Annotated in this window: 23 protein-coding genes; 3 read left to right on the top strand and 20 right to left on the bottom strand. The window is 33.1% G+C overall.

All coding sequences use genetic code 11. From position 1 onward, the window contains the following. Positions 1–57: 57 nt before the first annotated feature. From RWR88_RS03475 to tig, 9 genes are all read right to left on the bottom strand, one after another. Positions 58–342 carry a post-transcriptional regulator gene (locus RWR88_RS03475; protein ID WP_314450691.1) on the bottom strand — a complete coding sequence of 95 codons (285 nt, stop codon included), beginning with the start codon at positions 340–342 and terminating at the stop codon, positions 58–60. A gap of 15 nt (positions 343–357) precedes the next feature. Beyond that, on the bottom strand, positions 358–654 hold the full coding sequence (yajC, locus tag RWR88_RS03470; protein ID WP_314450690.1) for a preprotein translocase subunit YajC: 297 nt from the start codon (positions 652–654) through the stop codon (positions 358–360). Between the two features lie 56 nt (positions 655–710). Then, complete coding sequence (gene tgt / locus RWR88_RS03465; RefSeq protein WP_227931275.1) at positions 711–1856, bottom strand: tRNA guanosine(34) transglycosylase Tgt; 1146 nt, start codon at positions 1854–1856, stop codon at positions 711–713. Positions 1857–2011: 155 nt separating this feature from the next. Beyond that, positions 2012–2314, bottom strand: a complete 303-nt coding sequence (locus RWR88_RS03460; RefSeq protein WP_314450689.1) for an iron-sulfur cluster biosynthesis protein — start codon at positions 2312–2314, stop codon at positions 2012–2014. Positions 2315–2378: 64 nt separating this feature from the next. Further along, on the bottom strand, positions 2379–2804 hold the full coding sequence (locus tag RWR88_RS03455) for a GNAT family N-acetyltransferase (RefSeq protein ID WP_314450688.1): 426 nt from the start codon (positions 2802–2804) through the stop codon (positions 2379–2381). A gap of 5 nt (positions 2805–2809) precedes the next feature. Next, positions 2810–3403 (bottom strand): ribosome biogenesis GTP-binding protein YihA/YsxC, encoded by a 594-nt coding sequence (gene yihA, locus RWR88_RS03450; RefSeq protein ID WP_314450687.1) that lies wholly within the window; start codon positions 3401–3403, stop codon positions 2810–2812. Positions 3404–3405: 2 nt separating this feature from the next. Then, entirely contained in the window at positions 3406–4680 is a 1275-nt protein-coding gene (locus tag RWR88_RS03445) for an MFS transporter (protein WP_006702520.1), read from the bottom strand. Between the two features lie 16 nt (positions 4681–4696). After that, on the bottom strand, positions 4697–5935 hold the full coding sequence (clpX, locus tag RWR88_RS03440; protein ID WP_314450686.1) for an ATP-dependent Clp protease ATP-binding subunit ClpX: 1239 nt from the start codon (positions 5933–5935) through the stop codon (positions 4697–4699). Positions 5936–6084: 149 nt separating this feature from the next. Further along, the gene (tig, locus tag RWR88_RS03435; protein WP_314450685.1) at positions 6085–7365 is read right to left on the bottom strand and encodes a trigger factor; all 1281 of its coding nucleotides are present in this window, start codon (positions 7363–7365) and stop codon (positions 6085–6087) included. A gap of 234 nt (positions 7366–7599) precedes the next feature. On the opposite strand from tig, the gene recU reads away from it, so the two are divergent. Then, a complete protein-coding gene (gene recU, locus RWR88_RS03430) occupies positions 7600–8184 on the top strand; it encodes a Holliday junction resolvase RecU (protein ID WP_314450684.1) in 585 nt (194 codons plus the stop codon). A gap of 10 nt (positions 8185–8194) precedes the next feature. Beyond that, entirely contained in the window at positions 8195–10684 is a 2490-nt protein-coding gene (locus tag RWR88_RS03425) for a PBP1A family penicillin-binding protein (RefSeq protein ID WP_314450683.1), read from the top strand. A gap of 86 nt (positions 10685–10770) precedes the next feature. On the opposite strand, the gene rny is transcribed toward RWR88_RS03425, so the two are convergent. From rny to gtfA, 6 genes are all read right to left on the bottom strand, one after another. Beyond that, the gene (gene rny / locus RWR88_RS03420; RefSeq protein ID WP_314348646.1) at positions 10771–12336 is read right to left on the bottom strand and encodes a ribonuclease Y; all 1566 of its coding nucleotides are present in this window, start codon (positions 12334–12336) and stop codon (positions 10771–10773) included. A 125-nt stretch (positions 12337–12461) separates the two neighbouring features. Beyond that, positions 12462–13430 (bottom strand): bifunctional oligoribonuclease/PAP phosphatase NrnA, encoded by a 969-nt coding sequence (locus RWR88_RS03415; RefSeq protein WP_314450682.1) that lies wholly within the window; start codon positions 13428–13430, stop codon positions 12462–12464. Positions 13431–13438: 8 nt separating this feature from the next. After that, entirely contained in the window at positions 13439–14755 is a 1317-nt protein-coding gene (locus RWR88_RS03410; protein WP_314348648.1) for a DRTGG domain-containing protein, read from the bottom strand. 36 nt (positions 14756–14791) lie between these two features. Next, complete coding sequence (locus RWR88_RS03405) at positions 14792–15199, bottom strand: metal-dependent transcriptional regulator (protein WP_314450681.1); 408 nt, start codon at positions 15197–15199, stop codon at positions 14792–14794. Between the two features lie 192 nt (positions 15200–15391). Next, positions 15392–18025, bottom strand: coding sequence for a bifunctional acetaldehyde-CoA/alcohol dehydrogenase (adhE, locus tag RWR88_RS03400; protein WP_314450680.1), 2634 nt, complete (start codon positions 18023–18025; stop codon positions 15392–15394). 195 nt (positions 18026–18220) lie between these two features. Beyond that, on the bottom strand, positions 18221–19663 hold the full coding sequence (gtfA, locus tag RWR88_RS03395) for a sucrose phosphorylase (RefSeq protein ID WP_314450679.1): 1443 nt from the start codon (positions 19661–19663) through the stop codon (positions 18221–18223). A gap of 156 nt (positions 19664–19819) precedes the next feature. Here gtfA and RWR88_RS03390 point away from each other — a divergent pair, with 156 nt between their 5' ends. After that, a complete protein-coding gene (locus RWR88_RS03390; RefSeq protein WP_314450678.1) occupies positions 19820–21346 on the top strand; it encodes an AMP-binding protein in 1527 nt (508 codons plus the stop codon). A 72-nt stretch (positions 21347–21418) separates the two neighbouring features. Here RWR88_RS03390 and pip read toward each other — a convergent pair whose 3' ends face one another. The 5 genes from pip to RWR88_RS03365 all read right to left on the bottom strand — a co-directional run. Further along, the gene (gene pip, locus RWR88_RS03385) at positions 21419–22360 is read right to left on the bottom strand and encodes a prolyl aminopeptidase (protein WP_314450677.1); all 942 of its coding nucleotides are present in this window, start codon (positions 22358–22360) and stop codon (positions 21419–21421) included. A gap of 15 nt (positions 22361–22375) precedes the next feature. Then, a complete protein-coding gene (locus RWR88_RS03380; RefSeq protein ID WP_314450676.1) occupies positions 22376–22870 on the bottom strand; it encodes a peroxiredoxin in 495 nt (164 codons plus the stop codon). Further along, a complete protein-coding gene (locus RWR88_RS03375) occupies positions 22867–23466 on the bottom strand; it encodes a uracil-DNA glycosylase family protein (RefSeq protein WP_314450675.1) in 600 nt (199 codons plus the stop codon). Before RWR88_RS03375 ends, RWR88_RS03380 begins: the two co-directional genes overlap by 4 nt. Positions 23467–23487: 21 nt before the next feature. Next, positions 23488–24525 (bottom strand): tRNA preQ1(34) S-adenosylmethionine ribosyltransferase-isomerase QueA, encoded by a 1038-nt coding sequence (queA, locus tag RWR88_RS03370; protein WP_314450674.1) that lies wholly within the window; start codon positions 24523–24525, stop codon positions 23488–23490. Positions 24526–24545: 20 nt separating this feature from the next. Next, positions 24546–24846 (bottom strand): Holliday junction DNA helicase RuvB C-terminal domain-containing protein (locus RWR88_RS03365; RefSeq protein ID WP_314450673.1); only part of this gene is annotated, 301 nt, incomplete at its 5' end.

Below are 24846 nucleotides of genomic sequence, written 5' to 3'. Positions count from 1 at the left end.
GCTGCTGGCGTCCTTTACTACTTAAAAAAGTCAATTTCGAGAAATTTTCATAAAATATTAATCTAACAAAGCACTCAAATCAATGGTATCTAATGTCATTTCCGTTGAAGTTTGAGCCATAATCGATTCATAATCAAAATAATCATTAATCGTTAATTGATTTAACTGATAAATTTGTTCAAATAAATTATCAGGTTTACTCTTCTTCCATCGATACGTCACAAAATAACTTGCAATATCATAACTGGAAATTGATTCATATCCTTGTGTAATAAACTCAATCGTTTTATATCCTAACCAAGGACGAAATTGTTCTAAAAATTCTTCTTGTTTATCCATCATGACTAAGAGTTTTTACTATTCTCCATCAACAACAGGAACATTATTTTCTCCAGCGGTTGGAACAACATGATGAATCGCACGACGTTCAAATGTTAAATAAACACCATCACAATCAATTTCAACAGTTTGATCTACTGTATCAATATAATGAACTACTCCATGTAATCCACCAATCGTTACAATATGATCCCCAGCTTTCAAAGCATTCATTTGCTCTTGTAATTTTTTATTACGCTCACGATTTTTACGTCCAATAAACCACCAAAGGGCTCCTAAACCTACAATATAAAGTAACATTAATGCTAAACTCATTTTCAACACTCCTTCATTTAATGTATTACTACTGTACCAAATTTTTCCTAAGAATACTAGAAATTACGAGCATTTTCTTTATTAAATCCATATTCTTCGAAAAATGCTTCTCTAAATTCTAGTAAATTATCATCCATAATAGCTTGACGTACTTGTTTCATTAAGTTTAATAAGAAGTATAAATTGTGATAACTTGTTAAACGTAAGCCAAATGTTTCATCTGCTTTAAATAAATGACGAATATACGCACGAGAATAATTACGACATGTGTAGCAATTACATTTCTCATCGATTGGACGAAAATCACGTTCATATTTCGCATTTTTTACAACAAGACGACCTGCACTTGTCATACAAGTACCATTTCTTGCAATACGTGTTGGTAGTACACAGTCAAACATATCAACTCCACGAATCACTCCATCAATTAATGAGTCAGGAGAACCTACACCCATTAAGTAACGTGGTTTATGAGACGGAATCAGTGGCGTCACATAGTCTAATACTTCATTCATTTCTTGTTTTGTTTCCCCTACAGATAATCCACCAATAGAATACCCTGGGAAATCAAGAGAAATCATATCTTTAGCATGATCCATTCGTAAATCTTTGTATCCTGCCCCTTGTAAAATTCCAAATAAGGCTTGAGTTTCTGGAGATTTATGAGCTTTCAATCCACGTTCTGCCCATCTTGTTGTACGAGCAATAGAGTTTTTCACATAATCATGAGTATGATGGAAATCTGGACACTCATCAAAACTCATAATAATATCTGCCCCTAATTTATTTTGAACATCAATTGAAATTTCTGGAGATAAAAATAATTTTGATCCATTTAAATGGTTTCTAAAATGTACGCCCTCTTCTTCAATTCTTCTCATATCACTTAAAGAGAATACTTGGAAACCTCCTGAATCTGTTAAGATTCCTTTTTTCCAATTCATAAAATTATGTAATTTTCCTGCTTCATCTACAATATCCGCACCTGGACGTAACCATAAGTGATACGTGTTACTTAAAATAATATTTGCTCCCATTTCATCTAATTCTTCTGGAGACATTGATTTTACAGTTGCAAGAGTTCCTACAGGCATAAACATTGGAGTTGGAAAAGTTCCATGTGGTGTAATAATTTCTCCAAGACGAGCACCTGTATGTTTCTCTGTTTTAATTAAGCGATAAGTTACAGCTGGTTGTGTCATTTCTACATTCCTTTCTTTATACAGTCAACTATATAACTGTATCTCACTATGTTCTATTTGTCCAATATTTTATAAGATTTTAAGTAAATAAACAAAAAACTTCAAAAGTTAGAAATAGAATCTAACTTTTGAAGTTGAATTTCTTTATTGATAGATTATACAGTTTGAATGGCACGATAACTATAGGATGGTTCTTTTAGTTTTTCATCAAATACAACATCTAAATCGTGTCCTTGGAAAAACCATTCATCACCTGTTTCAACAAAATAAGTAATCCCATTTTTTTCCACACTAACAAATGGATTATTTGGTGTATCAACTTCTACGGCTAAAGAAAAGCCTTCATGAATTGGACTACATCCATAAACTTTTCCTAAAAAACGAACACCACGTTCTTTAGAAACTCCCATTTCTTCTTCAAACCATGCTTGTGATTTTTCATCAATTGTTAATTTCATTTGTCCCATCCTTTGACTCATCTTTTCTTACTTCAAGTTTACCACAGTTTTAAAAATCTTGCTTTTACTTTGCTTGTAAAATCGGATTAGCCATAAAAGAAGTACATCCATATTTAGATAAAGCTGTAAATCCATTTGCTTCATAAAATGCGATTGTTTTTAATTCACTATCCGTTGTTAAAATAATTTGATAAACTTCATTAAAATACTCCAGAGTTTGACGTAGTAATTGTGTACCAATCCCTTGTCTATGATATTCAGGAAGTACAATAATATCTTGAATATAGAGAATAGAATAACCATCTCCTACTGCTCTTAAAAATCCAATTAATTTTCCTTCTTCATCTCTTGCTGTAAGTATAAACAAACTATGTTCTAATGCATTTTTCAACATCGTAGGATTTGTCGTATAATTCGTCCATCCTACTGCTTCATATAACGGAAATATTTCTTCAAAAGAAACTGCATCTTTTTTCTTATACCCAATCAACCTATTCACTCCTCATCTAATACGACTGATTCAATCCATTCCCAAGCTTTTTCAACACCTTCTCCTGTTTCAGAAGAGAAAGTCAAAAATAATTCTTCCGGTGGTTTACCAAAAGCTTTTCGAATTTGACTCACATGTTTATTCCATTTACCACGAGGAATTTTGTCACACTTCGTCATAATAATTCGATAAGGAATTTCATAATACTCCAAAAACTCACGCATTTGAACATCTTCCGTACTTGGTTCATGACGGAAATCAACAAGGATTAAAACGAGTTCAAGATTTTCACGAGTCGTAATGTACTCTTCAATCATTTTACCCCATTTTTCACGTTCTTTTTTTGAGACTTTTGCGTATCCATAACCAGGAACATCGACAAAGTAAAACAAATCATTAATATGATAAAAGTTTAATGTCTGAGTTTTCCCTGGTTTACTAGAGGTTCTAGCTAAACTCTTTCGTTGAATTAAACGATTAATAAAAGATGATTTACCAACATTTGAACGACCAGATAAAGCAATTTCAACTTTTTGATCGGTTGGATATTGATTGGGACCAACCGCACTAATCGTAAATTCAGCATTTGTCACTTTCATGATTAAGCTCCTTCCTCTGTTGTTTGAGGATTAATTTTAACGAAGAATAGTAATCCGCCTCCAATTAAGAATAGAACAATTAGAGAAAAGACTCCATCTAATGAATTACCTGTCATTTGTGCTGTAATCCCTAATAATGTTGTTCCTAAAATGGATGAGAATTTTCCAAAAATATTATAAAATCCAAAAAATTCATTCGCACGATTTGCCGGAATAATTTGCCCAAAAATAGAACGACTAATAGATTGTACCCCACCTTGAGCTGTACCAATACAAATCGCTAATAATAAGAAATCTGTATAAGTTTTTAATCCAGTTGCTAAGATACAAATAATAATATAAGTAGCAATTCCTAAAAACACGGTATTCTTAGAACCAATTTTTTTAGCAAGATATCCATAAATAATACTAAATGGGAAAGCAACAATTTGTACGATTAGAAGAATAACAATTAAACTATTTCCATCTAATCCCACATCACTACCAACAGCTGTCGCCATTTTAATAATTGTCCCAATTCCATCAATATAGAAGAAATAAGCAATTAAGAATAAGAATACTTGCTTATGTTCACGAATATGTTTAATCGTTTCAAATAGGCGAGCAAAACTATCATATACAGGATGTTTATCATGTTCAATAAAGTTTTTCTGTTTAACATGTTTCCAAAATGGTATCGTAAATACAAACCACCATACAGCAGTAATTAAAAATCCAATTTTAACAATAATATCTCCAGCTAATGATGAAAATTGCATAATCATCATAAACAAAACAAATGGAATAACACTTCCAATGTACCCGTAACCATAACCTGCTGCCGAAATACGGTCCATACGATCATACGTAGTCACATCCATAATTGAACTATCATAAAAAATATTTGAAGCTGAAAATCCAATGGCAGAAATCGTATATAAGATTAGTAAGTACATCCATTGATCACTTCCAGCAAACATCATTCCTAATACAGAAAATACACCAACCATAGTAGAAACTGTAAACATTGGGTTACGATAGCCTCTATAATCCGCTAAGGCACCTAAAACAGGAGCCATAACTGAAACAACAAAAGTAGCAATCGAGTTTGCATATCCTAAATATGCTGTCGAATTTGCAGCAGTTACCCCCGCATTAGTTGTAACTGTTTTAAAGAAAATTGGAAAAATAGCTGTTGTAATCATTAATGAATACACTGAATTAGCCCAATCTTGTAAAATCCATGAAAATTCTTCTTTTGTATAACGACTTGCAAAAAACTTACGAATTGCAGACATAAAATTCCCCCTAAAATTAAGCTTTCAATAATTTACCTTTTTTATTGTACAATTCTGGTTGTCCTTCATTTTCTACAACCTCTTTTGTCACAATTACTTTAGAAACTTCGTCTCTACTTGGAATTTCAAACATTAAATCCATCATAACAGATTCAATAATCGAACGTAATCCACGTGCACCAGTTTTACGTTCAATCGCTTTAGATGCAATAGCATCTAATGCTTCCTGAGCAAATTCTAATTCAACTTCATCCATTAAGAAAAGTTTTTGATATTGTTTCACTAAAGCATTTTTAGGTTCTGTTAAAATAGATACTAAATCTTTTTGTTCTAATTTTTCTAATGCTGCAATAATTGGTAATCGTCCAATAAATTCTGGAATTAATCCAAATTTTTGTAAATCTTCTGGAATAATCATTTGCATTAAACTTTCATGCTCACTAAAGTTTTTATTTGAAGAACCAAATCCAATGACTTTAGCGCCTAGTCTCTCTTTAACAATTGTTTCAATGCCATCAAATGCTCCACCTACAATAAACAAAATATCTGTAGTATCGATTTGAATCAATTCTTGTTGTGGATGCTTACGTCCACCTTGAGGAGGAACAGATGCAATCGTTCCTTCTAAAATTTTTAATAAAGCTTGTTGAACACCTTCACCACTTACATCACGAGTAATCGAAACATTTTCGCTTTTACGAGCAATTTTATCAATTTCATCAATATAAATGATTCCTTTTTGTGCACGTTCAACATCATAATCTGTTGCTTGAAGAAGTTTTAATAAAATATTTTCCACATCTTCCCCAACATATCCTGCTTCTGTTAATGTTGTTGCATCTGCAATTGCAAATGGTACATTTAGTAGACGAGCTAATGATTGAGCTAAGTAAGTTTTCCCTGAACCGGTTGGTCCAATCAAACAAATATTACTCTTTTGTAACTCCACTCCATCGTCTTCTACTAAATGATTAATTCGTTTATAGTGATTATAAACAGCAACTGCTAGTGCTTTTTTAGCATTTTCTTGTCCAATTACATAATCATTTAAAATTTCACGAATTTCTTGTGGTTTTGGAACGGTAATTTCTCCTTCAAAAAACTGTGTTAATAATTCTTCATCAATAATTTCCTTACATAAATCTACACATTCATTACAAATAAAAACATCTGGTCCAGCGATGATTTTTTTTACTTGATCTTGTGACTTCCCACAAAATGAACAACAGACATGTTTTGGTTCATCTTTATACAACTAAGAACCCTCCATTTCATTTTTGACACTATATATAGTAGATTAGCATATCTGACTTATTTGAACAAGGAAAGTCCATTGTGTAATAAACTTTTTCCCATAAAAAAGAACAATCCTGTTTCCAAGATTGTTCTTAAATAGTTTAAAAATTAAGCTTCTACTGCAGAATCAGTAATTAAAGCTAATGCTTTTTTCATTGAAATATCGTTTTTCAACATTTCAACTGAAACAGCTGCACGAACAGCTCCTTCATCCATACCATATTGAGCAGCTAATTCTTTCACTTCTGCATCAACATCAGCATCAGTAACTTCAATATTTTCATCTTTCACGATTTGTTCTAATACTAAGTTAGTTTTAGTACGTACATCAGCATCTTTTTCCATCATTTGGTGTAAGTCTGCTTCAGTTGTACCAGTGATTTGGTAGTACATTTCTGGTGTAATACCGTTACGACGCATGTCGTTTAAGTAGTGTTGCATTTGACGGTGTACTTCTTCGTGAACCATTTCAGCTGGTAATTCAACGATTTCAGCATTTTCAACTGCTTGACGTAATGCTAAGTCAGCTACAGCTTCGTCAGCTGCTTCAGCTTTAGCTTCTTCTAATTCTTTACGGAATTTCTCTTTTAATTCTGCTAATGTTTCAACTGAATCATCAACGTCTTTAGCAAATTCATCTGTTAATTCTGGTAATTCTTTTGTTTTAACTTCGTGAACTGTTACTTTGAATACAGCATCTTGACCTTTTAAGTTTTCAGCATGGTATTCTTCTGGGAATGTAACTTTCACTTCAACGTTGTCGCCTTCTTTAGCGCCTACTAACTGATCTTCAAATCCAGGAATGAATGAACCTGAACCTAATTCTAATGAGTAGTTTTCACCTTTTCCACCTTCGAACGCTTCTTCACCTAAGAAACCTTCAAAGTCGATTACAACTGTATCTGCTAATTCAGCAGCACCTTCTTTAACAACTAACTCAGCTGCTTTAGCTTGTTCTTGTAATAAACGATCTTCTACATCTTGTTCAGAAACTGTACGATCTTGTTTTTCAACAGTTAATCCTTTGTATTCACCTAATTTAACTTCAGGTTTAACAATTACAGTTGCTTTGATCACCCATGGTTGACCTTTTTCTAATGATTCGATATCAATTTTTGGTTGAGTTACTGGGAAAATACCAGTTTCTTCTACTGCATTATCGTATGCATCAGGTAATAAGAAGTTTAATGCATCTTGGTATAATGCTTCTTCACCATACATTTTGTTGAAGACTTGACGACTTACTTTACCTTTACGGAATCCAGGTACGTTTAAGTTCTTTTTCACACGGTTAAACGCAACCTCTAAACCTTGTTTAATTGATTCTTCTGAAATTTCAAATGTTAACACAACTTCATTTGTGTTTGTTTTTTCAAATTTTGCTGTCATAGCTTTCCTCCAAAAAATTCTTACTTCATCAAAAAAATTGATGAGCTATTTACATACTCATTTATTTTACAACACCTTTGTAAAATTGTAAAATATTTCTGATTATTTTTTTAATTATTCTTTATATTTTTACTTAGAAATCAAAATTTAATCTACTTGTTGTTAATCTTAACAATAATTTTAGCTTTTAAAGTAAAATCAATGGTATAATAGATTAAGATTAGGGGTGATATTATGATTCAATACCCAAAGGGACAAATGAGAGTACCTACTACTCAATCTTCTACTATTTCATATGGTAGTCGTGGAATGTTCTTAGAAACTTTATTGAATCAAACAAACGATTATTATCGATTAAAAAAAATAGCTGTTATTCATAAAAAGCCCACTCCAGTACAAGTCGTTAAAGTGGATTATCCTAAGCGAAGTGCAGCTGTTATTAAAGAAGCTTATTATCGTCATGCTTCCACTACTGACTATAATGGAGTATATCGTGGTTGCTATATAGATTTTGAAGCAAAAGAAACGAAAAATAAAACTTCGTTTCCATTTATAAATATCCATGAGCATCAAATTCAACATATGGAAGATTGTATTTTCCAAGGTGGTATTGTATTTATTATTTTTTATTTTTCTTCTTTAAATGAATTTTATTTATTAGAAAGTCAATATTTACTTTCCTTTATAAAAGAAAATAGAAAAAATAAAAAGTCAATTCCATTAGAATATATCAAAAAAAATGGACTACCAATTTCATTAACTGTTCAGTCTATTTTAGATTATATTCCAGTAGTTGATAAACTTATTGATAAAATTTAGGAGGTTTTCTATGCCAGAAACACGCCAAACAAGACGTAGTCAAACAACTAAAAAGACTACAAAAGGAAAGAAGAAATCTATTTTAAAGAGAATCCTCATTACTTTATTTTCAATTTTTGTAATTGGATTCACTATTTTAACAGGATTATTCTTCTACTATGGTTTTACTACACCAGAAATTACAGCTGCAGACTTACAAGGAGCAACTGAAACACAAATTCTTGATATGAATCAAGAACTTATTACAAAACTAGGTGGAGAAAACCGTGATTTAATCGAACCTGAAGATGTACCACAAGGATTAAAAGATGCCATCACTTCAATTGAAGATAAGCGTTACTATTCTCACTTAGGAATCGATCCAATTCGTATTGTTGGTTCTTTTGTCCGTAACCTACGTGCGGGACATATTACTCAGGGTGGTAGTACAATTACTCAACAATTAATTAAACTATCAGTTTTCTCTACTAAAAAAGAAGACCAAACTTATAAACGTAAAATTCAAGAAATATTATTAGCTTTACAAATTGAAAGAGAATTTTCAAAAGAACAAATTTTGACATACTATTTAAACAAAGTTTATATGGCTAATAATACTTATGGATTTGGTACTGCTGCTAATTACTACTTTGGAAAAGAATTGAAAGAATTAACGATTCCGCAATTAGCACTTCTAGCTGGGATGCCGCAAGCTCCAAGTTCATATGATCCATATGCTCATCCAGAACAAGCTCAAGAACGTCGTGATCTTGTGTTACAAGCTATGAAAGATAATGGCAAATTAACAAATGCTCAATTACAAGAAGCAAAAGCAACTCCAATTACTGAAGGCCTAGTAGCCGAACATGATCAAGTTTCAACAGATGATAATCGTTTAATCTTTGACTCATTTTTAACAATGGTTGCTGATGAAGTAAAAGATAAAACAGGTCTAGACGTTTATTCTGATGGATTAACAATTGAAACAACAGTAAATTCACAGGCACAAAATCGTTTATATGAAATTCTAAATACAAATCGATATGTTCAATATATTGACAATGAAATTCAAAATGCAGTTGTTATGTTAGACTCTACTACAGGTGCTGTTAGAGCAATTAATGGTGGTCGTAAGCAAACGAATTTATTAGCTTATAATCGTGCGACTGAAAATGATAGAAGTACTGGTTCTACCATTAAACCAATTATGGATTACGGACCAGCAATTGAATATTTAAACTATTCTACTGGACAAACAGTAATAGACAAACCTACAACTTATTCGAGTGGCTTTGAATTAAATAACTGGGATAATCAATATATGGGAACAATGACAATGCGTAAAGCATTAGTCTTATCACGTAATACTCCTGCATATCAAACATTTAAAGCAGTCGGAAATGACAATATTCAAGCTTTCCTTAAAAAATTAGAATTATCTGTTATAAATGACGGAAAAGAATCTTTAGTAGACAGCAACTCAATTGGTGCAAATTTATCTCCATTAAAAATGGCAGCTGCCTACTCTGCATTCGCTAACTATGGTACTTATTCAAAACCATATACTGTTACAAAAATTACAACTCGTGATGGTCAAGTATTAGAATTTAAACCTGAACAACATCAAGCAATGAAAGACTCTACAGCTTATATGATTACAAATATGCTAAAAGATACTTTCACTTATGGATTTGCAAATGATTTACAAATGGGAAATCTACCTCATGCTGCTAAAACTGGTTCAACGAACTATACACCTGAACAAAGAAAACAAATAGGTGCTTCACAGAATGAATTTGCAATTCCAGATTCATGGTTCATCGGATATTCTCCTGCATACACGATTTCTGTATGGACAGGATATGATAACCCATATGTAAAAGGTCATGGATTATCTCTAACTGAATCTAATTATTCAAAATGGATTTATGGTCACTTAATGAATTTTGCCATGAAGCAAACTCCAGTCAAAGATTGGGAACAACCTTCTAGTGTTGTATCTTCACAAATTGTCGTCGGATCAAATCCATTAGCATTAGCTGGACCAAATACTCCTTCTGACAGAGTAAGTACAGAATTATTTGTTAAAGGAGCACTACCTACTCAGCAATATGTAGAAGAAAAAATTGATCCTCCAACAGGATTAAACGTTAGTTATAATGCTGCTAAGAAAGAAGTTTCTGTCACTTGGAATGCTGTAAAATCTGGTGAAGATAAACCCAAATATACAATTACAGTCGGAGGTCAAACTCAAACTGTTGATAAAACAAGTGCTACCTTCAAAAATATTACAGGTGAAACTGTTACGATTAGTCTAACTGTTACAATTAAAGATAAAACATCTGACCCAGTAACACATGAACTTCAATTAGGTACTAAGCCTGAGGAAAAAGAAAAAACAAGTACAACAATGAACCCTCAAAATTCTCAGCAACAACAACCTGCACAGCAAAACAATCAAACTACACAAGCTCCCGTAAGAAATGAAGTAACAACACAATCATCTGCGGAAAATAACTAAAACCATAACCCCTTCTCTACTTGAGAAGGGGTTTATTTTTGCTTTTATGTATAAAAAAACACGCTAGATATCTAGCGTGTTCTTCATTATTTAGCATATTCTACAGCTCTTGTTTCACGAATAACTGTAACCTTAATATGTCCTGGATATTGTAGTTCTTCTTCAATTTGTTTACGAATTTCACGTGCTAATAAAATTGAACTTGCATCATCAATTTTCTCTGGATGAACCATCACACGGATTTCACGACCCGCTTGAATGGCAAAGCTACGTTCCACACCTTCATGTTCATTAGCAATAGCTTCTAATCGTTCTAAACGACGAATGTAGTTTTCCAAGGATTCACTACGTGCTCCTGGTCTTGCAGCTGATAATGCATCTGCTGCTGCTACTAATATCGCAATTGTCGAGGTTGCTTCAACATCTCCATGGTGAGATGCGATTGCATTAACCACAATTTTGTTTTCTTTATATTTTTGAGCAATTTCCGCACCAATTTCAACGTGTGAACCTTCAATTTCATGGTCTAATGCTTTTCCTAAATCATGAAGTAAACCAGCTCTTTTAGCAATATTTACATCTTCTCCAAGCTCACCAGCCATAATTCCTGCTAGTTTTGCAACTTCGATACTATGATTTAAAACATTTTGTCCATAACTTGTACGGAAATATAATCGACCTAAAATTTTAATTAAGTCTGGATGTAATGAATGAATTCCAACTTCAAATGTTGCTTGTTCCCCAATCGAACGAATTCTTTCATCCATTTCTTTACGAGATTTTTCAACCATTTCTTCAATTCTTGCAGGATGAATACGTCCATCTGCAATTAATTTTTCTAGAGTCATCTTAGCAATTTCTCTACGAATTGGATCAAATCCACTTAGTACTACAGCTTCTGGTGTTTCATCGATAATTAAATCAATACCTGTTAATGATTCTAATGTACGAATATTTCTTCCTTCACGTCCGATAATTCGTCCTTTCATTTCGTCATTTGGTAATGTCATCACAGTAACTGTGTTTTCTGCTACTAAATCTGCAGCAGAACGTTGAATGGCTTGTAAGATAATATCTTTAGCCGCTCTATCTGCTTCATCCTTAGCACGTTGTTCAGATTCTTTTATCATGACAGCACGTTCGTGACTTAATTCATCACGTGTTTCCTGCATAATAATTTGCTGTGCTTCTTCTCGACTAATCGTTGAAATACGTTCTAATTCAGCTTTCTGTTCTGTTAACACAGAGTCAATCTGTTCTTCTTTTTCTGTCATGACTTGTGCTCTCTCTTGAAGTTTATTTTCTTTATCTTCAATAGATTGTTCACGTTTTTCAAGAACTTCATCTTTACGATCAAGATTTTGTTCTCTTTGAATCATCCGTTTTTCTTGAAGTAGAACTTCATTTCTTCTTTCTTTTAACTCATTTTCAACTTCAGTACGATACTTATGATTTTCTTCTTTAGCTTCTAATAATACTTCCTTTTTTAATCGGTCAGCATCTTTTTTAGCATCTTCTAAAATCATTTCAGCCGATTCACGAGCAGCTACAACTTTTTTCTCATAATTGGATTTGAAAACAAAATATCCAGCAACAATTCCGATTACTAAAGTTAAGATCGCGAGGCCTCCTGTTAATAGTCCTGGTTGCATTGAGTCACCTCCGTCTCATTTTTTAATTTTTCAAAATTAATTGCATAAACAATCGTTGGATAGAATAATCCAACTCAATACTCATTGTATTATTCTATCCAACTAAAGTCAACTATAACTCGTCATTAATTAAGTGAAGCAAGAAATTTTTTAGAAGATTCATTTAATTCTTCAGACATTTGATGAACTTCTTCTAATGTTTTCACGACAGCACCAGACGCTAAAGGATGCCCTCCGCCTCCATGGTTAGCTGCAATTTCATTTACAATAGGCCCTTTTGAACGTAAATTACAACGATATGTACCATCTGGTTGCTCTACGAATAAACACCAGCAATGTACACCTTCAACTGTACTAGGTAATGAAATGACCCCATGTGTTTGATGTTCTTCTACGCCAAACTCTTTTAATTGTTCTTGGCTTAAAATTGTAATCGCTACTCCATTTTCAGAAATTTCCATATTTTGGTAAATGTAACCAGCTAAACGACTCACTGAAACAGGATTTGTAATCATATGATAAGAAATTTCAGAAATGTTTACAGGGTATTCTAATAATTTAGAAACCATTTCGAAAGTCACCGTTGTTGTTGCTGGGTATAAGAAACGTCCTGTATCTCCTACAATTCCTGCATATAGTGCATTTGCAACTTCTTCATTTACTTTCCAAGGAGAGTTTTCACTAAATACAAATTGACATAAAATTTCACTTGTACTACTTGCAGTTGTATCTACATAAGATATCTTTCCATAAACATCTCTATCAGGATGGTGGTCAATTTTAATAACTTCTGATGGATTTACTTCATATGGTGAATCAATACGAGGCGTATTCGCTGTATCATTCACAATAATTAATGAAGCATCAAATACTTCTTGAGAAATTGTATCCATTGTACCAATGTATGCTAAATCATCATTCATTTCTCCTAAAGCATACACTTTTTTAGTTGGGTAAGTTGCTTCAATAATTTTTTTTAATCCAATTTGAGAACCAATTGCATCAGGATCTGGTAACTCATGTCGTAAAATCACAATAGATTCTGCTTTTTGAATTTCTTGATCAATGGCTACTAAATATTCTTGTCTATTCATTCTAATAATTAATTCCTTTCCATTAACTGACTAGACATTACTGCTTTAGCAACAATCGTATTTTCTAAATATACAGAAATATCTAGTTTAGTTATTTTTCTTCCATTATCTAATGACTGAATTTGTAAAATAATTTCACTATCTATTGGAATCATCTTTAAATAATGCAAATCTAATTGCTCAATAACTGCATTTCTTCTTTGACTTCGAGAAATAAATTCTTTTGATGCTACACTGACAACTTCGCAAAGGACTCCAAAAGATAACATTCCTAGATTATTTGTCATTTGTGGAGTTACCGTAAATTGGAATTTTGCTTGTTGCGTATCCATGTCTAGCACATTTAAACTTTCAGCAACATCATCTTCAAATGTATTTCCCACTTGTGGTTGACGTTGAGCTAATTGCATTGCTTTCATTACATCTTGTCTTGAAATAATTCCAATCAATTCCATATTATCTTGAACAACTGGAAGCATTTCTAAACCATTCCAAATCATAGAATGAGCAACGCTAGCTACACTGGCATGTAGTTTTGTAACGCTTGGATTTTTTGTCATCACTCTTTCTACAACAAGATGATCACTTTTCCCAATAACATCTTTAGCTGTCACTACACCAACAAGACGATTTGAATGGTTAATAACTGGAAATCTAGAATTTCCTGTTTGTTGGTTCATTTTCCGATAATCTTCAACTGTGTCATCAATCATTAGATAATGTGTATGAGAAAAATCTGTATAAATATCTGACACAATCATAATTTTCTTCTTAATCAATTGGTCAGTCATCGCTCGGTTAATAAGAGAAGCTACTGTAAATGTATCATAAGTTGTTCCAATAAGCGGAATGGCTAATTCATCTGCTCTATGAATTAATTCCTCTGAAGCAGTAAATCCACCCGTAATTAAAACAGCTGCACCTTGCTCTAAAGCTAATAACTGTGCCTCTTTACGATTTCCTATAATGACTAATGATTCAGGGTGAATATAGCGACTCATCGCATCTTCCGTCATCGCACCGATAACAAAGCGATTTAGGATTTTATCTAAACCAGCATAACCTCCATAAACTTCCCCTTCAATAATTTTAACAATTTCTCCAAAAGAAAGTTTTTCAAAATTATCTTTTGATTTCCGTTCAATTCGAATCGTTCCAACACGTTCAATCGTTGAAACTACTCCTAAATTTTCTGCTGCTTTAATCGCTCTATATGCAGTTCCTTCACTTAATTGCATATTCTTTGCGATTGTTCGTACAGATATCTTTTCTCCAACTGGCAATGATTCAATGTATTCAATAATTCGTTGATGTTTGGTTGACATAATTTCCCTCCAATCTGTATTTATTTCATGCATTATTTATATTTCACGTATCGTAGGGATAATTTCTCCATGTGGACAATGCGTTGGATCATCCAGAAACTCTACTAATCGATTAATTAATTCAGGTGAGGATGCATGTTCTAAAACTTCAGCCTGAGCATGAACTTCATCTGGAGAAAATCCTAATGACTGAACTAAAAATACTTCCCATATTTTATGGGTACGAATTAAACGTTCAGCAAATAAAATCCCTTTTTCTGTCAGTCTAGCTCCCTTATATCGTTCATATTCTACATAATCTTCAGTCACTAATTTATTTAACATTTCAGTAGTTGATGCTGCTGATATTTGAAGCATATTAGTGATTGACTTATTAGAAACTACTTCATGATTGCCACCTAATTTATAAATCGCTTTAATATAATCCTCTTTATTAGGGGTCATATTGTTTCCTCCTTTAAACCTCACTGACAACTCATTAAAGGTCAAAAGGCCTTTAATTTCTTCAACAGTATACCATAAAACTGTATTAAAATAAACTAAGCATCTGTATTAGTTTTCACTCAAACAGTAAAATTTTATATAAAGAAAAAGCGTAGTAGTTAACACTACTACGCTTTTTTTTAATTTAAATGATTATTTTAAACGTCCTGGACGAGCTGCGTATCCATAGTATGCATCTGCAAGAATTTCTTCCATATGAGCAACCATTGGTAAACGAGGGTTCGCTGGTGAACATTGATCTTCATATGCTAACAATGCGATTTCATGGATTGTTTCTTTCCATTCTTTTTCATCTACACCTTGAGCTTTGAAGTTCATTTCAATTCCTACACGTTCTCCTAATTCAAATACAGCTTTTGCTAAAGCATCTACTGCTTCTTCTGGAGTTGATGAAGGTAATCCTAACATTCTAGCAATGTCTTGGAATTTTTCATCTGCACGGTAGTAGTTATATTTAGGCCATGTAGCTGCTTTAGCTGGGCGAGTACCATTGTAACGGATAACATATGGAAGTAAAATTGCATTTGTACGTCCGTGTACTGTATGGAAGAATCCACCAACTTTGTGAGCCATTGAGTGAGACATTCCAAGGAATGCATTGGCAAATGCCATACCAGCCATTGTAGAAGCATTATGCATTTTTTCTCTTGATACAAAGTCTCCATTTTTAACTGAACTTTCTAAGTTTTCAAATACTAATTTGATTGCTTGTAAAGCTAAACCATCAGTGTAGTCATTTGCTAATGTTGAAGTATATGCTTCAACTGCGTGAGTTAATACGTCCATACCTGTATCTGCTGTAACAAATCCTGGAACTGTCATAACTAATGCAGGGTCAACAATCGCAATTGTTGGAGTTAATGAGTAGTCCGCTAATGGATATTTACGGTTATTTGCTTTATCAGAAATAACGGCAAATGGAGTTACTTCAGAACCTGTACCTGAAGTTGTTGGAATACCAACATATTTAGCTTTTTCACCTAATTCAGGGAATTTGAATGCACGTTTACGAATATCCATGAATTTTTGTACTAAATCACGGAAGTCAATTTGAGGTTGTTCGTAGAACATCCACATAACTTTAGCAGCATCCATTACAGAACCACCACCAAGAGCTACGATTGTATCTGGTTCAAATGATTTCATAATTTCAGCACCACGGTTAACTGTTGTGATATCTGGATCTGGTTCAACATCTGAGAATACTTCGTAAATAACTTTATTAGGGCGTAATTCTAATTGTTCAATCACACGTTGTAAGAATCCTAAGTTAACCATTTGTTGGTCAGTTACGATCATTACACGTTCTACATTTTTCATTTTTTGTAAGTATTGAATTGAATCACGTTCGAAATAGATTTTCGAAGGAACTTTAAACCATTGCATATTATTTCTACGTCTCCCTACTTTTTTGATATTTAATAGATTCACAACGCTTACATTATCACCAACTGAGTTACGTCCATAAGAACCGCAACCTAATGTTAGAGATGGAATGAAGGCATTGTAAACATCCCCGATACCACCAAATGTAGATGGAGCGTTCCAGATTACACGAATTGCACGAACAATACGTCCGAATTCTTTAGCTAAATCAGCATCTTCAGTATGAATTGCTGCAGAGTGTCCTAAACCATTAAATTCAACCATTTGTCTTGCTTTCTCAACACCATCTTCACGAGATTCAGATTTTAAGATTGCAATTACTGGAGATAATTTTTCACGAGTTAAAGGTTCTTTTTCGCCTACTTCGCTACATTCAGCTGCTAAAATGTTTGTTCCTTCTGGAACTGAGAATCCTGCTTGTTCTGCAATCCATGCAGCAGGTTTACCTACGATATTTGCGTTTAATTTAGCACCAGCACAGTTTTTGCTGTTTGCTTTAACGCCAAAGCAAAACTCTTCAAGTAATGCTTTTTCTTTTTTAGACACAAAATAAGTATGGTAGCTTTTTAATTCTGCTACAAACTCATCATAAATTTCTTTATCAATAATAGCTGCTTGTTCTGAAGCACAAACCATTCCGTTATCGAATGATTTACTCATTACGATATCGTGAGCAGCTTGACGAATATTTGCTGATTTTTCAACATATGCAGGTACGTTACCAGCACCTACCCCTAAAGCAGGTTTTCCGCATGAATAAGCGGCTTTAACCATTGCGTTACCACCTGTAGCAAGGATTGTTGCAATGCCATCATGATTCATTAAAGCATTTGTAGCTTCGATTGATGGGTGTTCAATCCATTGAATACAGTTTTCAGGTGCTCCAGCTGCAATCGCTGCATCACGAACGATTTGAGCTGCATGAGCTGAACTCTTTTGAGCTGATGGGTGGAATGCGAATACGATTGGGTTACGTGTTTTTAAAGCAATTAATGATTTGAAAATTGCTGTTGAAGTTGGGTTAGTTGTTGGTGTAATTCCACATACAACCCCAACTGGTTCTGCGATTAATGTTAAACCTGTTACTTCGTCATCTTCAATAACTCCAACGGTTTTCGTATGACGCATATTATGAACTACGTGTTCACATGCAAATAAATTTTTAGTCGCTTTATCTTCAAATACTCCACGACCAGTTTCTTCGATAGCGTGTAAAGCTAACACACCATGTTGATCAAGAGCTGCTACTGATGCTTTAGCTACGATATAGTCAACTTGTTCTTGGTTGAGCAATCTAAATTCTTCTAAAGCTACTAGCCCTTTCTCTACTAATTCATTCACTTCTTTTTGAGAGTCTACTACTTTTTTCTCTTCAGTCACTGTGATTTCCTCCGTTGCTTGTTATTTTTATCACATAGTTATCATAACCTATTTCATCAATTTTGTAAATAGTTGAAATCAAATTTTTTAAAAGAAATTATTTTCATTTAATATGAAAAATTCATTTTCAAAAAATCTATTATATTCGTTTATTTGAATATAAAGAGGAGAAAGCTCTCCTCTCTATTCGATTTTTTATAATTGAACTGTTACTCCATTTTCTTCAATTGTAAATTCTTTTATTGCTAAGTTTGCTACTAAGCGAGCTTTTGATTGATGATCAGCACTTGAACGTACAATTTCAATCGTTGATTCGTCTGGAGTTGAAATTTCAATTTCACCTTCTAAGTCAAATGCTTTTGAAGTATTTCTAAAGCGTAATAATGATAATAATTGTTTAACAACTGGACGTTCAACTTCTTTTTCAATTTCTTCTAATGTATAGTAATGACGATTAATATTACGTCCTTCTTTTGTTGCTTCAAGAAGTTCAATATCATTTTCTCCTGCTAATAATCCTACATAATAAATTTGTGGGATACCCGGAGCAAAACATTGTAAAATTCTTGATAGTAAGTAACTCGCATCATCGTTTCCAAGTGCACTATAGTAAGTACTATTTATTTGATAAATATCTAAATTATTATATTTCTCACTAGAATAGACTCTCTTAACGTTCGCTCCAACTTTATACAATTGTTCTGAAGTATAGTCTAATTCTTCATCTGTTAATAAATCCCTTGCATCAACAACACCAATTCCATCATGTGTATCTAATGTTGTAAATTGTTTCATTGGACTCATTTTTAACCAATTTGCCAGACGATTTGATTTTCCACTATATAGTGAGTATAAAACAATCATTGGCAATGCAAAATCGTAAACAAAATAATCATGATCCGCAATTTTCATTTGAATAGAATAATGTTCATGAATTTCAGGTAACAATTCTACTTGATATTTTGCAGCTTCTGCTCTTACTTCATCTAATAAATCCCAAATTTCTGGCTCTACAAAGAAATCATTTGTATCTAATTTTTTCACAGCATAAGCAAAAGCATCTAAACGAATTAATGAACATCCATGACTAGCCATATCTTTAATCGTTTCACGGATAAATGCTTTTACGATTTCTTTTTTGACATCTAAATCAATTTGTTCTTCGCCAAATGTATTCCAAACTTCTTCTTTCGTACCATCTTCAAAATGAACCGTTTGGAAAGGCGCTTTATCTTTTCTTTTATAAATCAAATCGATATCTTCTTGTGTAGGACGTCCAGGCGGGAAAAATTCATGGATACGAATAAACATATCTTTATAAGGAGACTTCTCATGATTCTTTTTAAAATCTTGGAAAAATTTTGATTCACGAGAAATATGATTAATCATAAAATCAAACATTAAGTAATATTGTTCTCCTAGTGCATCCACATCTTTCCAGCTTCCTAAGTCTGGATCAACTGTCGTATAATCACTTGGTGCAAATCCTCTATCACCTGTTGAAGGGAAAAATGGAAGTAAGTGTACTCCCCCAATTGATTCTTTAAAGTAAGTTTCTAAAACAAATTTTAGATCCTTCATGTTTTTTCCTAAGCTGTCTGAATAAGTTATCAGCATCGCTTCATTTTTAATTTGCACATTTATCAACTCCTATTCAAACCAGTATTAAACCGGTTGCATAAATTTATTTTACCAAATCTTAAAACGTTTGCATACTAGTATGCTTAAATTTTTTTGCAAGTTTTATATCCCTCCTGTATACTAGAAAAAGACTATTTTTGAAAGGATGTTACTATGTTTACCATTTATGAACATGAACCTTTACATTTATTTAAAAATTATAAAAAAGCTTCTATAGATTTTCCAAATACAAGAATATATTTAGATAAAGTACTGTCAACTTTCCCTGAATTTGGACTCGAAACAACCTATCAAGAAAGTTTAACATTCATCCAAAAACGTGCTTATCAATTATTTACGATTGGTATTAAAACTGGAGAAAAAGTGATGGTTTATAAATCTTCTGCTGTTGATAGCTATTGGTTAGCTTGTGCTATTTCATATTTAGGAGCAGTTCCTGTCATGACTTCTGCTCATCTTCCTTCTACCATTATTGATACATTTTTTGAACGCCTAGAAGATGCATGGTTAATTTATGATGATGAAACAAAGGACAAAGTTAACCTTTTAAAAGAAAAGAACCAGTCTAAAGTTATTTCTGTTCAAGAGATACAAAAACAAGTTGAAACAGTGACTCCATTAATTTCTCTTAATCCAAATGAGATTAGTTATATGACACACACCTCTGGAACAACAGGTATTCCTAAACTAATCGCACACTCTGCCAACAGCATGGGCTGGAGAACAGCTTTTCAAAAGAGTATATTCTCAAAGATGGAAGAAACTGGATTATTAGCATTCCATATTTCTCCAGTACATTCACGTTTTAATATTGGAATATCTTCTTTAATGACTTTAGGATTTCCCTATTTAGCAATTAAAGATCCAAGTATTCATAATATTGAAACCCTACTTCAACGATTCAAACCAATTGGAATTGAAACCCATCCAAATAATTTTGTTCAATGGGCTACTCTTGCTAAAATACATCCAGAATTATTTGAAAATACTCGCTATTATCATTCGACATTTGATGCGATCAATAAAGAAACAATGGCTACATTTTTAAAAACGAATCGTGAGAAAAATGCCATCTATTTACAAATTTATGGACAAAGTGAATGCGGACCTGCCATCGTTCGTAAACACACATTAGAATCATTACCAGGAATGAATATCCGTAATATGGGGATTGGATTTGAACATTTTACAAAGGCAAGAATTGCAACGAATAACGGTACACTTCTACCAAAGAATACACCAGGAAATATTCAATTATATTCTAAAGGACGTGCTTTAACTTACTTTAAAGAAGATGATCGATTTCAAGAAAATGTTTACGATGAATGGTGGGATACTGGTGATTACGGCCTTATCAATGATAAAGGTGAATTACTACTCCATGACCGTCAAATAGATTTAGTAGAAACAGTAGAAAGTACACTAGCTATTGAAGATTATTTATTAGACCATCTTCCGTTCCTTGAAGAAGTCGTCATTATTCGTGATAACCATGGATACCCTCAGCCAATCATCGCTATTACCGCTGGTGAACTCTTCCAAGAGGAATTATGGTTTAAAGCTATTGAAAACTTACCTCATTTAAATGAACCAATTATGATGGAATACGATAAAATTCCAAGAACAGCAACGATGAAAGTACAAAGACGTGCATTAGAACAATTATTATTTAATGAATAAAATAACGCTTCACAACAAGTTCGTTTTCTTGTTGTGAAGCGTTTATTGTTTTACGAAACTGTTCTAAACAGCTTATTCAAATTCTCTTGCAAATCGCATTAATTCTTTTACTGTTGATGGTTCCATTTGCGCATGTCCTGCAGCAGTAGAAAAGACTAATTCAGCATGTGGCAATTTTTGTTTTAAATCATATGCCCCACTTGGACGGCAATCGACATCATATCTACCATGAACAATTTTAATTGGAATCTCTTTTAATGTATCCGCATGATTAAGAATATAATTATCATCTTCTACAAAGCAATGATAGTAGAAATAATGACATTCCATAATGGCAATTGCAAGCATGTCCTCATCTGATTCCTCACCAATAGTTTCCCTAGGTAATAAGGTAATAATGCCGCCTTCCCATCTAGCCCATTGACGAGCTGCTTCTAATCGAGTAGATGCATCATCACTGGTCAACCTTTTATAATAAGCTGTTACTAAATCATCTTGTTCTTCTACTGGAATATGATTTAAATAAGGGGCAAATTGATCTGGGAAGAAATCACTAGCTCCCTTTTGATAAAGCCAATCGGTATCTTCTTGTCTTCCTAAGAAAATCCCACGTAAAATCAATCCCTGAACTCTTTCTGGATATTGAATGGCATAATGAAGGGATAAAGTCGTCCCCCAACTACCACCGAACACAACCCATTTTTCAATTCCTAGCTTTTCACGGATTTTTTCCATATCAGAAACTAAATGTTGCGTAGTATTCTCCTCTAATGAAAGAAAAGGTAAACTTTTTCCACAACCACGTTGGTCAAATTGAATCATTCGATAAACATCTGGATTAAATAATTGACGGGTAACCGGACTCGATCCTCCTCCTGGTCCACCATGAACAATAATGACCGGTTTTCCATTTGGATTTCCTGATTCCATTACATATATTTGATGTGTTGAAGAAACTTCTAAATAAAACTCATTATAAGGCTCAATTGGCGGAAATAATGTATTATTTTCCATGTATTTCCCTCCTAATTATAAGTGATTTAATGATACTCGAATGGCTTCATCATAATTTGGTTCATCTGTCATTTCTTGAACAATTTCTTGATAAACAATTGTTCCATTTTGATCCAACACAAAAATCGAACGTTGGTCTACGCTTAATTCAGGCACATAAATGCCATATGCTTCTCCAAATGTAAAATCAACATCGCATAACATTTCCATTGCAACATCATTTGCCGAACACCAATTTTTAAATTCATCTTTATTATTTTTACTAATCGTTACTAATTGAATACTTGGATGTTCTTTCATTTTTTTATGGAAGGCTTTTGTTTGAATATCGCAAACTCGAGTATTAATATCTGGAACAACACTGATTAAGGTTACTTTTCCAGCAAATGATTCTGGAGTTTTAATCTCTCCATGAATGCATTCTAATGAAAAGTGAGGAGCTTTTTCTCCTACTGTTGGTAATTCGCCTTTTAATTCATATGGGTTATTGTGTCGTGTAATAAACATCATTCATTCTCCTTTTTTATAATATTTTTTACAATCAATTTTAATTCAGGTAATACTTCTTCTTCGAACCATGGATTTTTCTTCATCCACCTTATATTCAAAGGAGAAGGATGTACTAATGGAAAATACTTTGGCAAGTATTCAGAGTAACTTCTTACCGTTTCAGTTAAATTCTCTTTTTTCGTTTCTTTTAAATAATAATTTTGTGCATATGAGCCAACTAATAAAATACACTCAACCTGTTTCAATAATGGTAAAACTAATGGATGCCATTTTGGCGCAAATCCTTTTCTAGGTGGTTTATCTCCACTTTTACCTTTTCCAGGATAGTAAAAGTCCATTGGAACGACTGCAAATAATCCTGATTCGTAAAATAATGTCTCATCAACACCTAGCCATTCTCTTAAACGGTCTCCACTTTTATCCCAGAAAAATTTACGGCTTTCTTGAGCTTTCAATCCTGGTGCTTGACCGATAATTAAAATCTTTGCTGTTTCCGGAATCCAAAATAATGGTTCAATTCCTTGCTCCGTATAAATTAGATTTTCTTCATCCTGCATAATTTGCTCTTTTAATTGTTCAAAAGACAATTGTATCATCTCCAATTTCTACTGCTAGATTTAACGATGAACAAACATCGCATCTCCAAAACTAAAGAAGCGATAACGTTCACGAATGGCATGATGATAAGCTTCTAATGTAAAGTCACGTCCTAAATAAGCACTAACTAACATCACTAATGTAGATTTTGGAAGGTGGAAATTTGTAATAAAGGCATCCACTACTTTAAATTCATATCCTGGCGAAATGAAAATATCTGTCCATCCACTACTTGGAACGATTTCTCCATGGTTAGCAGAACCGACTGTTTCTAATGTACGAATGGAAGTAGTTCCAACTGCAATCACTCGTTTTTCATTTTTCTTTGTTTCTGCAATAACTTCTGCTGTTTCTTTTGAAATATGATAATATTCCGAATGCATTTTATGGTCTTCTAAATGATCTACGGAAACAGGTCTAAAGGTTCCTAATCCAACATGTAATGTAATTGGAACAATTTGAATCCCTTTTTGTTGAATTTTTTCCATTAATTCTTTTGTAAAATGTAAACCTGCTGTTGGTGCAGCTGCAGAACCATTTTCCTTTGCATAAACTGTTTGATAACGTTCTTGATCATCTAATCGTTCTTTGATATACGGTGGTAATGGCATTTCACCTAATGATTCTAAAATTTCTAAAAATACTCCATCGTATTGAAATTCAATGATTCTTCCACCTTGCTCTAATTCTTCTGTCACAGTGGCCTTTAATCGTCCATCACCAAAGGATACTACTGTTCCAACTTTCATTCTTTTTGCTGGCTTTACAAGAGTTTCCCAGCAATCTCCATGCGTATTATGTAGTAGTAGCACTTCAATATGAGCCCCTGTTCCCTCTTTTTCGCCGTATAATCTAGCTGGCAATACTCTTGTATTATTAACGACTAATGTATCACCTTCTTCTAAATAATCAATAATTTCAGAAAAGTATTTATCTTCTATACTATGTTCTGTTTCATTAACGACTAGTAAACGTGATGAAGTTCGATCTTTCAATGGTGTTTGAGCAATCAGTTCTTCTGGTAATTCAAAATCAAAATCTTGAGTTGTATAATTCATTCTTATTCCATCTTTCTATTTTAATATCTTCTATTCAAATGAACATAAGCTTCTGGAGTCACCATTCTTCCTCTTGAAGTTCGTTTCATAAATCCGATTTGTAATAAATATGGTTCATACATATCTTCGATTGTTTCAGCATCTTCAGAAATATTGGCAGCAATCGCTCCTAATCCAACTGGGCCTCCATCGTATAAATCAATCATGGCATTTAATAATTTACGGTCAATCGCATCTAAGCCCTTTTCATCTACTTGAAGGACTTTTAAAGCTTTTTGTGTAATTTCTTTTGAAATAGCACCCTCTTCATAAACTTGAGAA

The sequence above is a fragment of the uncultured Granulicatella sp. genome (assembly GCF_963528195.1).
Classification (GTDB): Bacteria; Bacillota; Bacilli; order Lactobacillales; family Aerococcaceae; genus Granulicatella.
The sequence above is the reverse complement of the archived record's forward strand: the minus strand, read 5'-3'. Positions and strand labels throughout refer to the sequence as shown.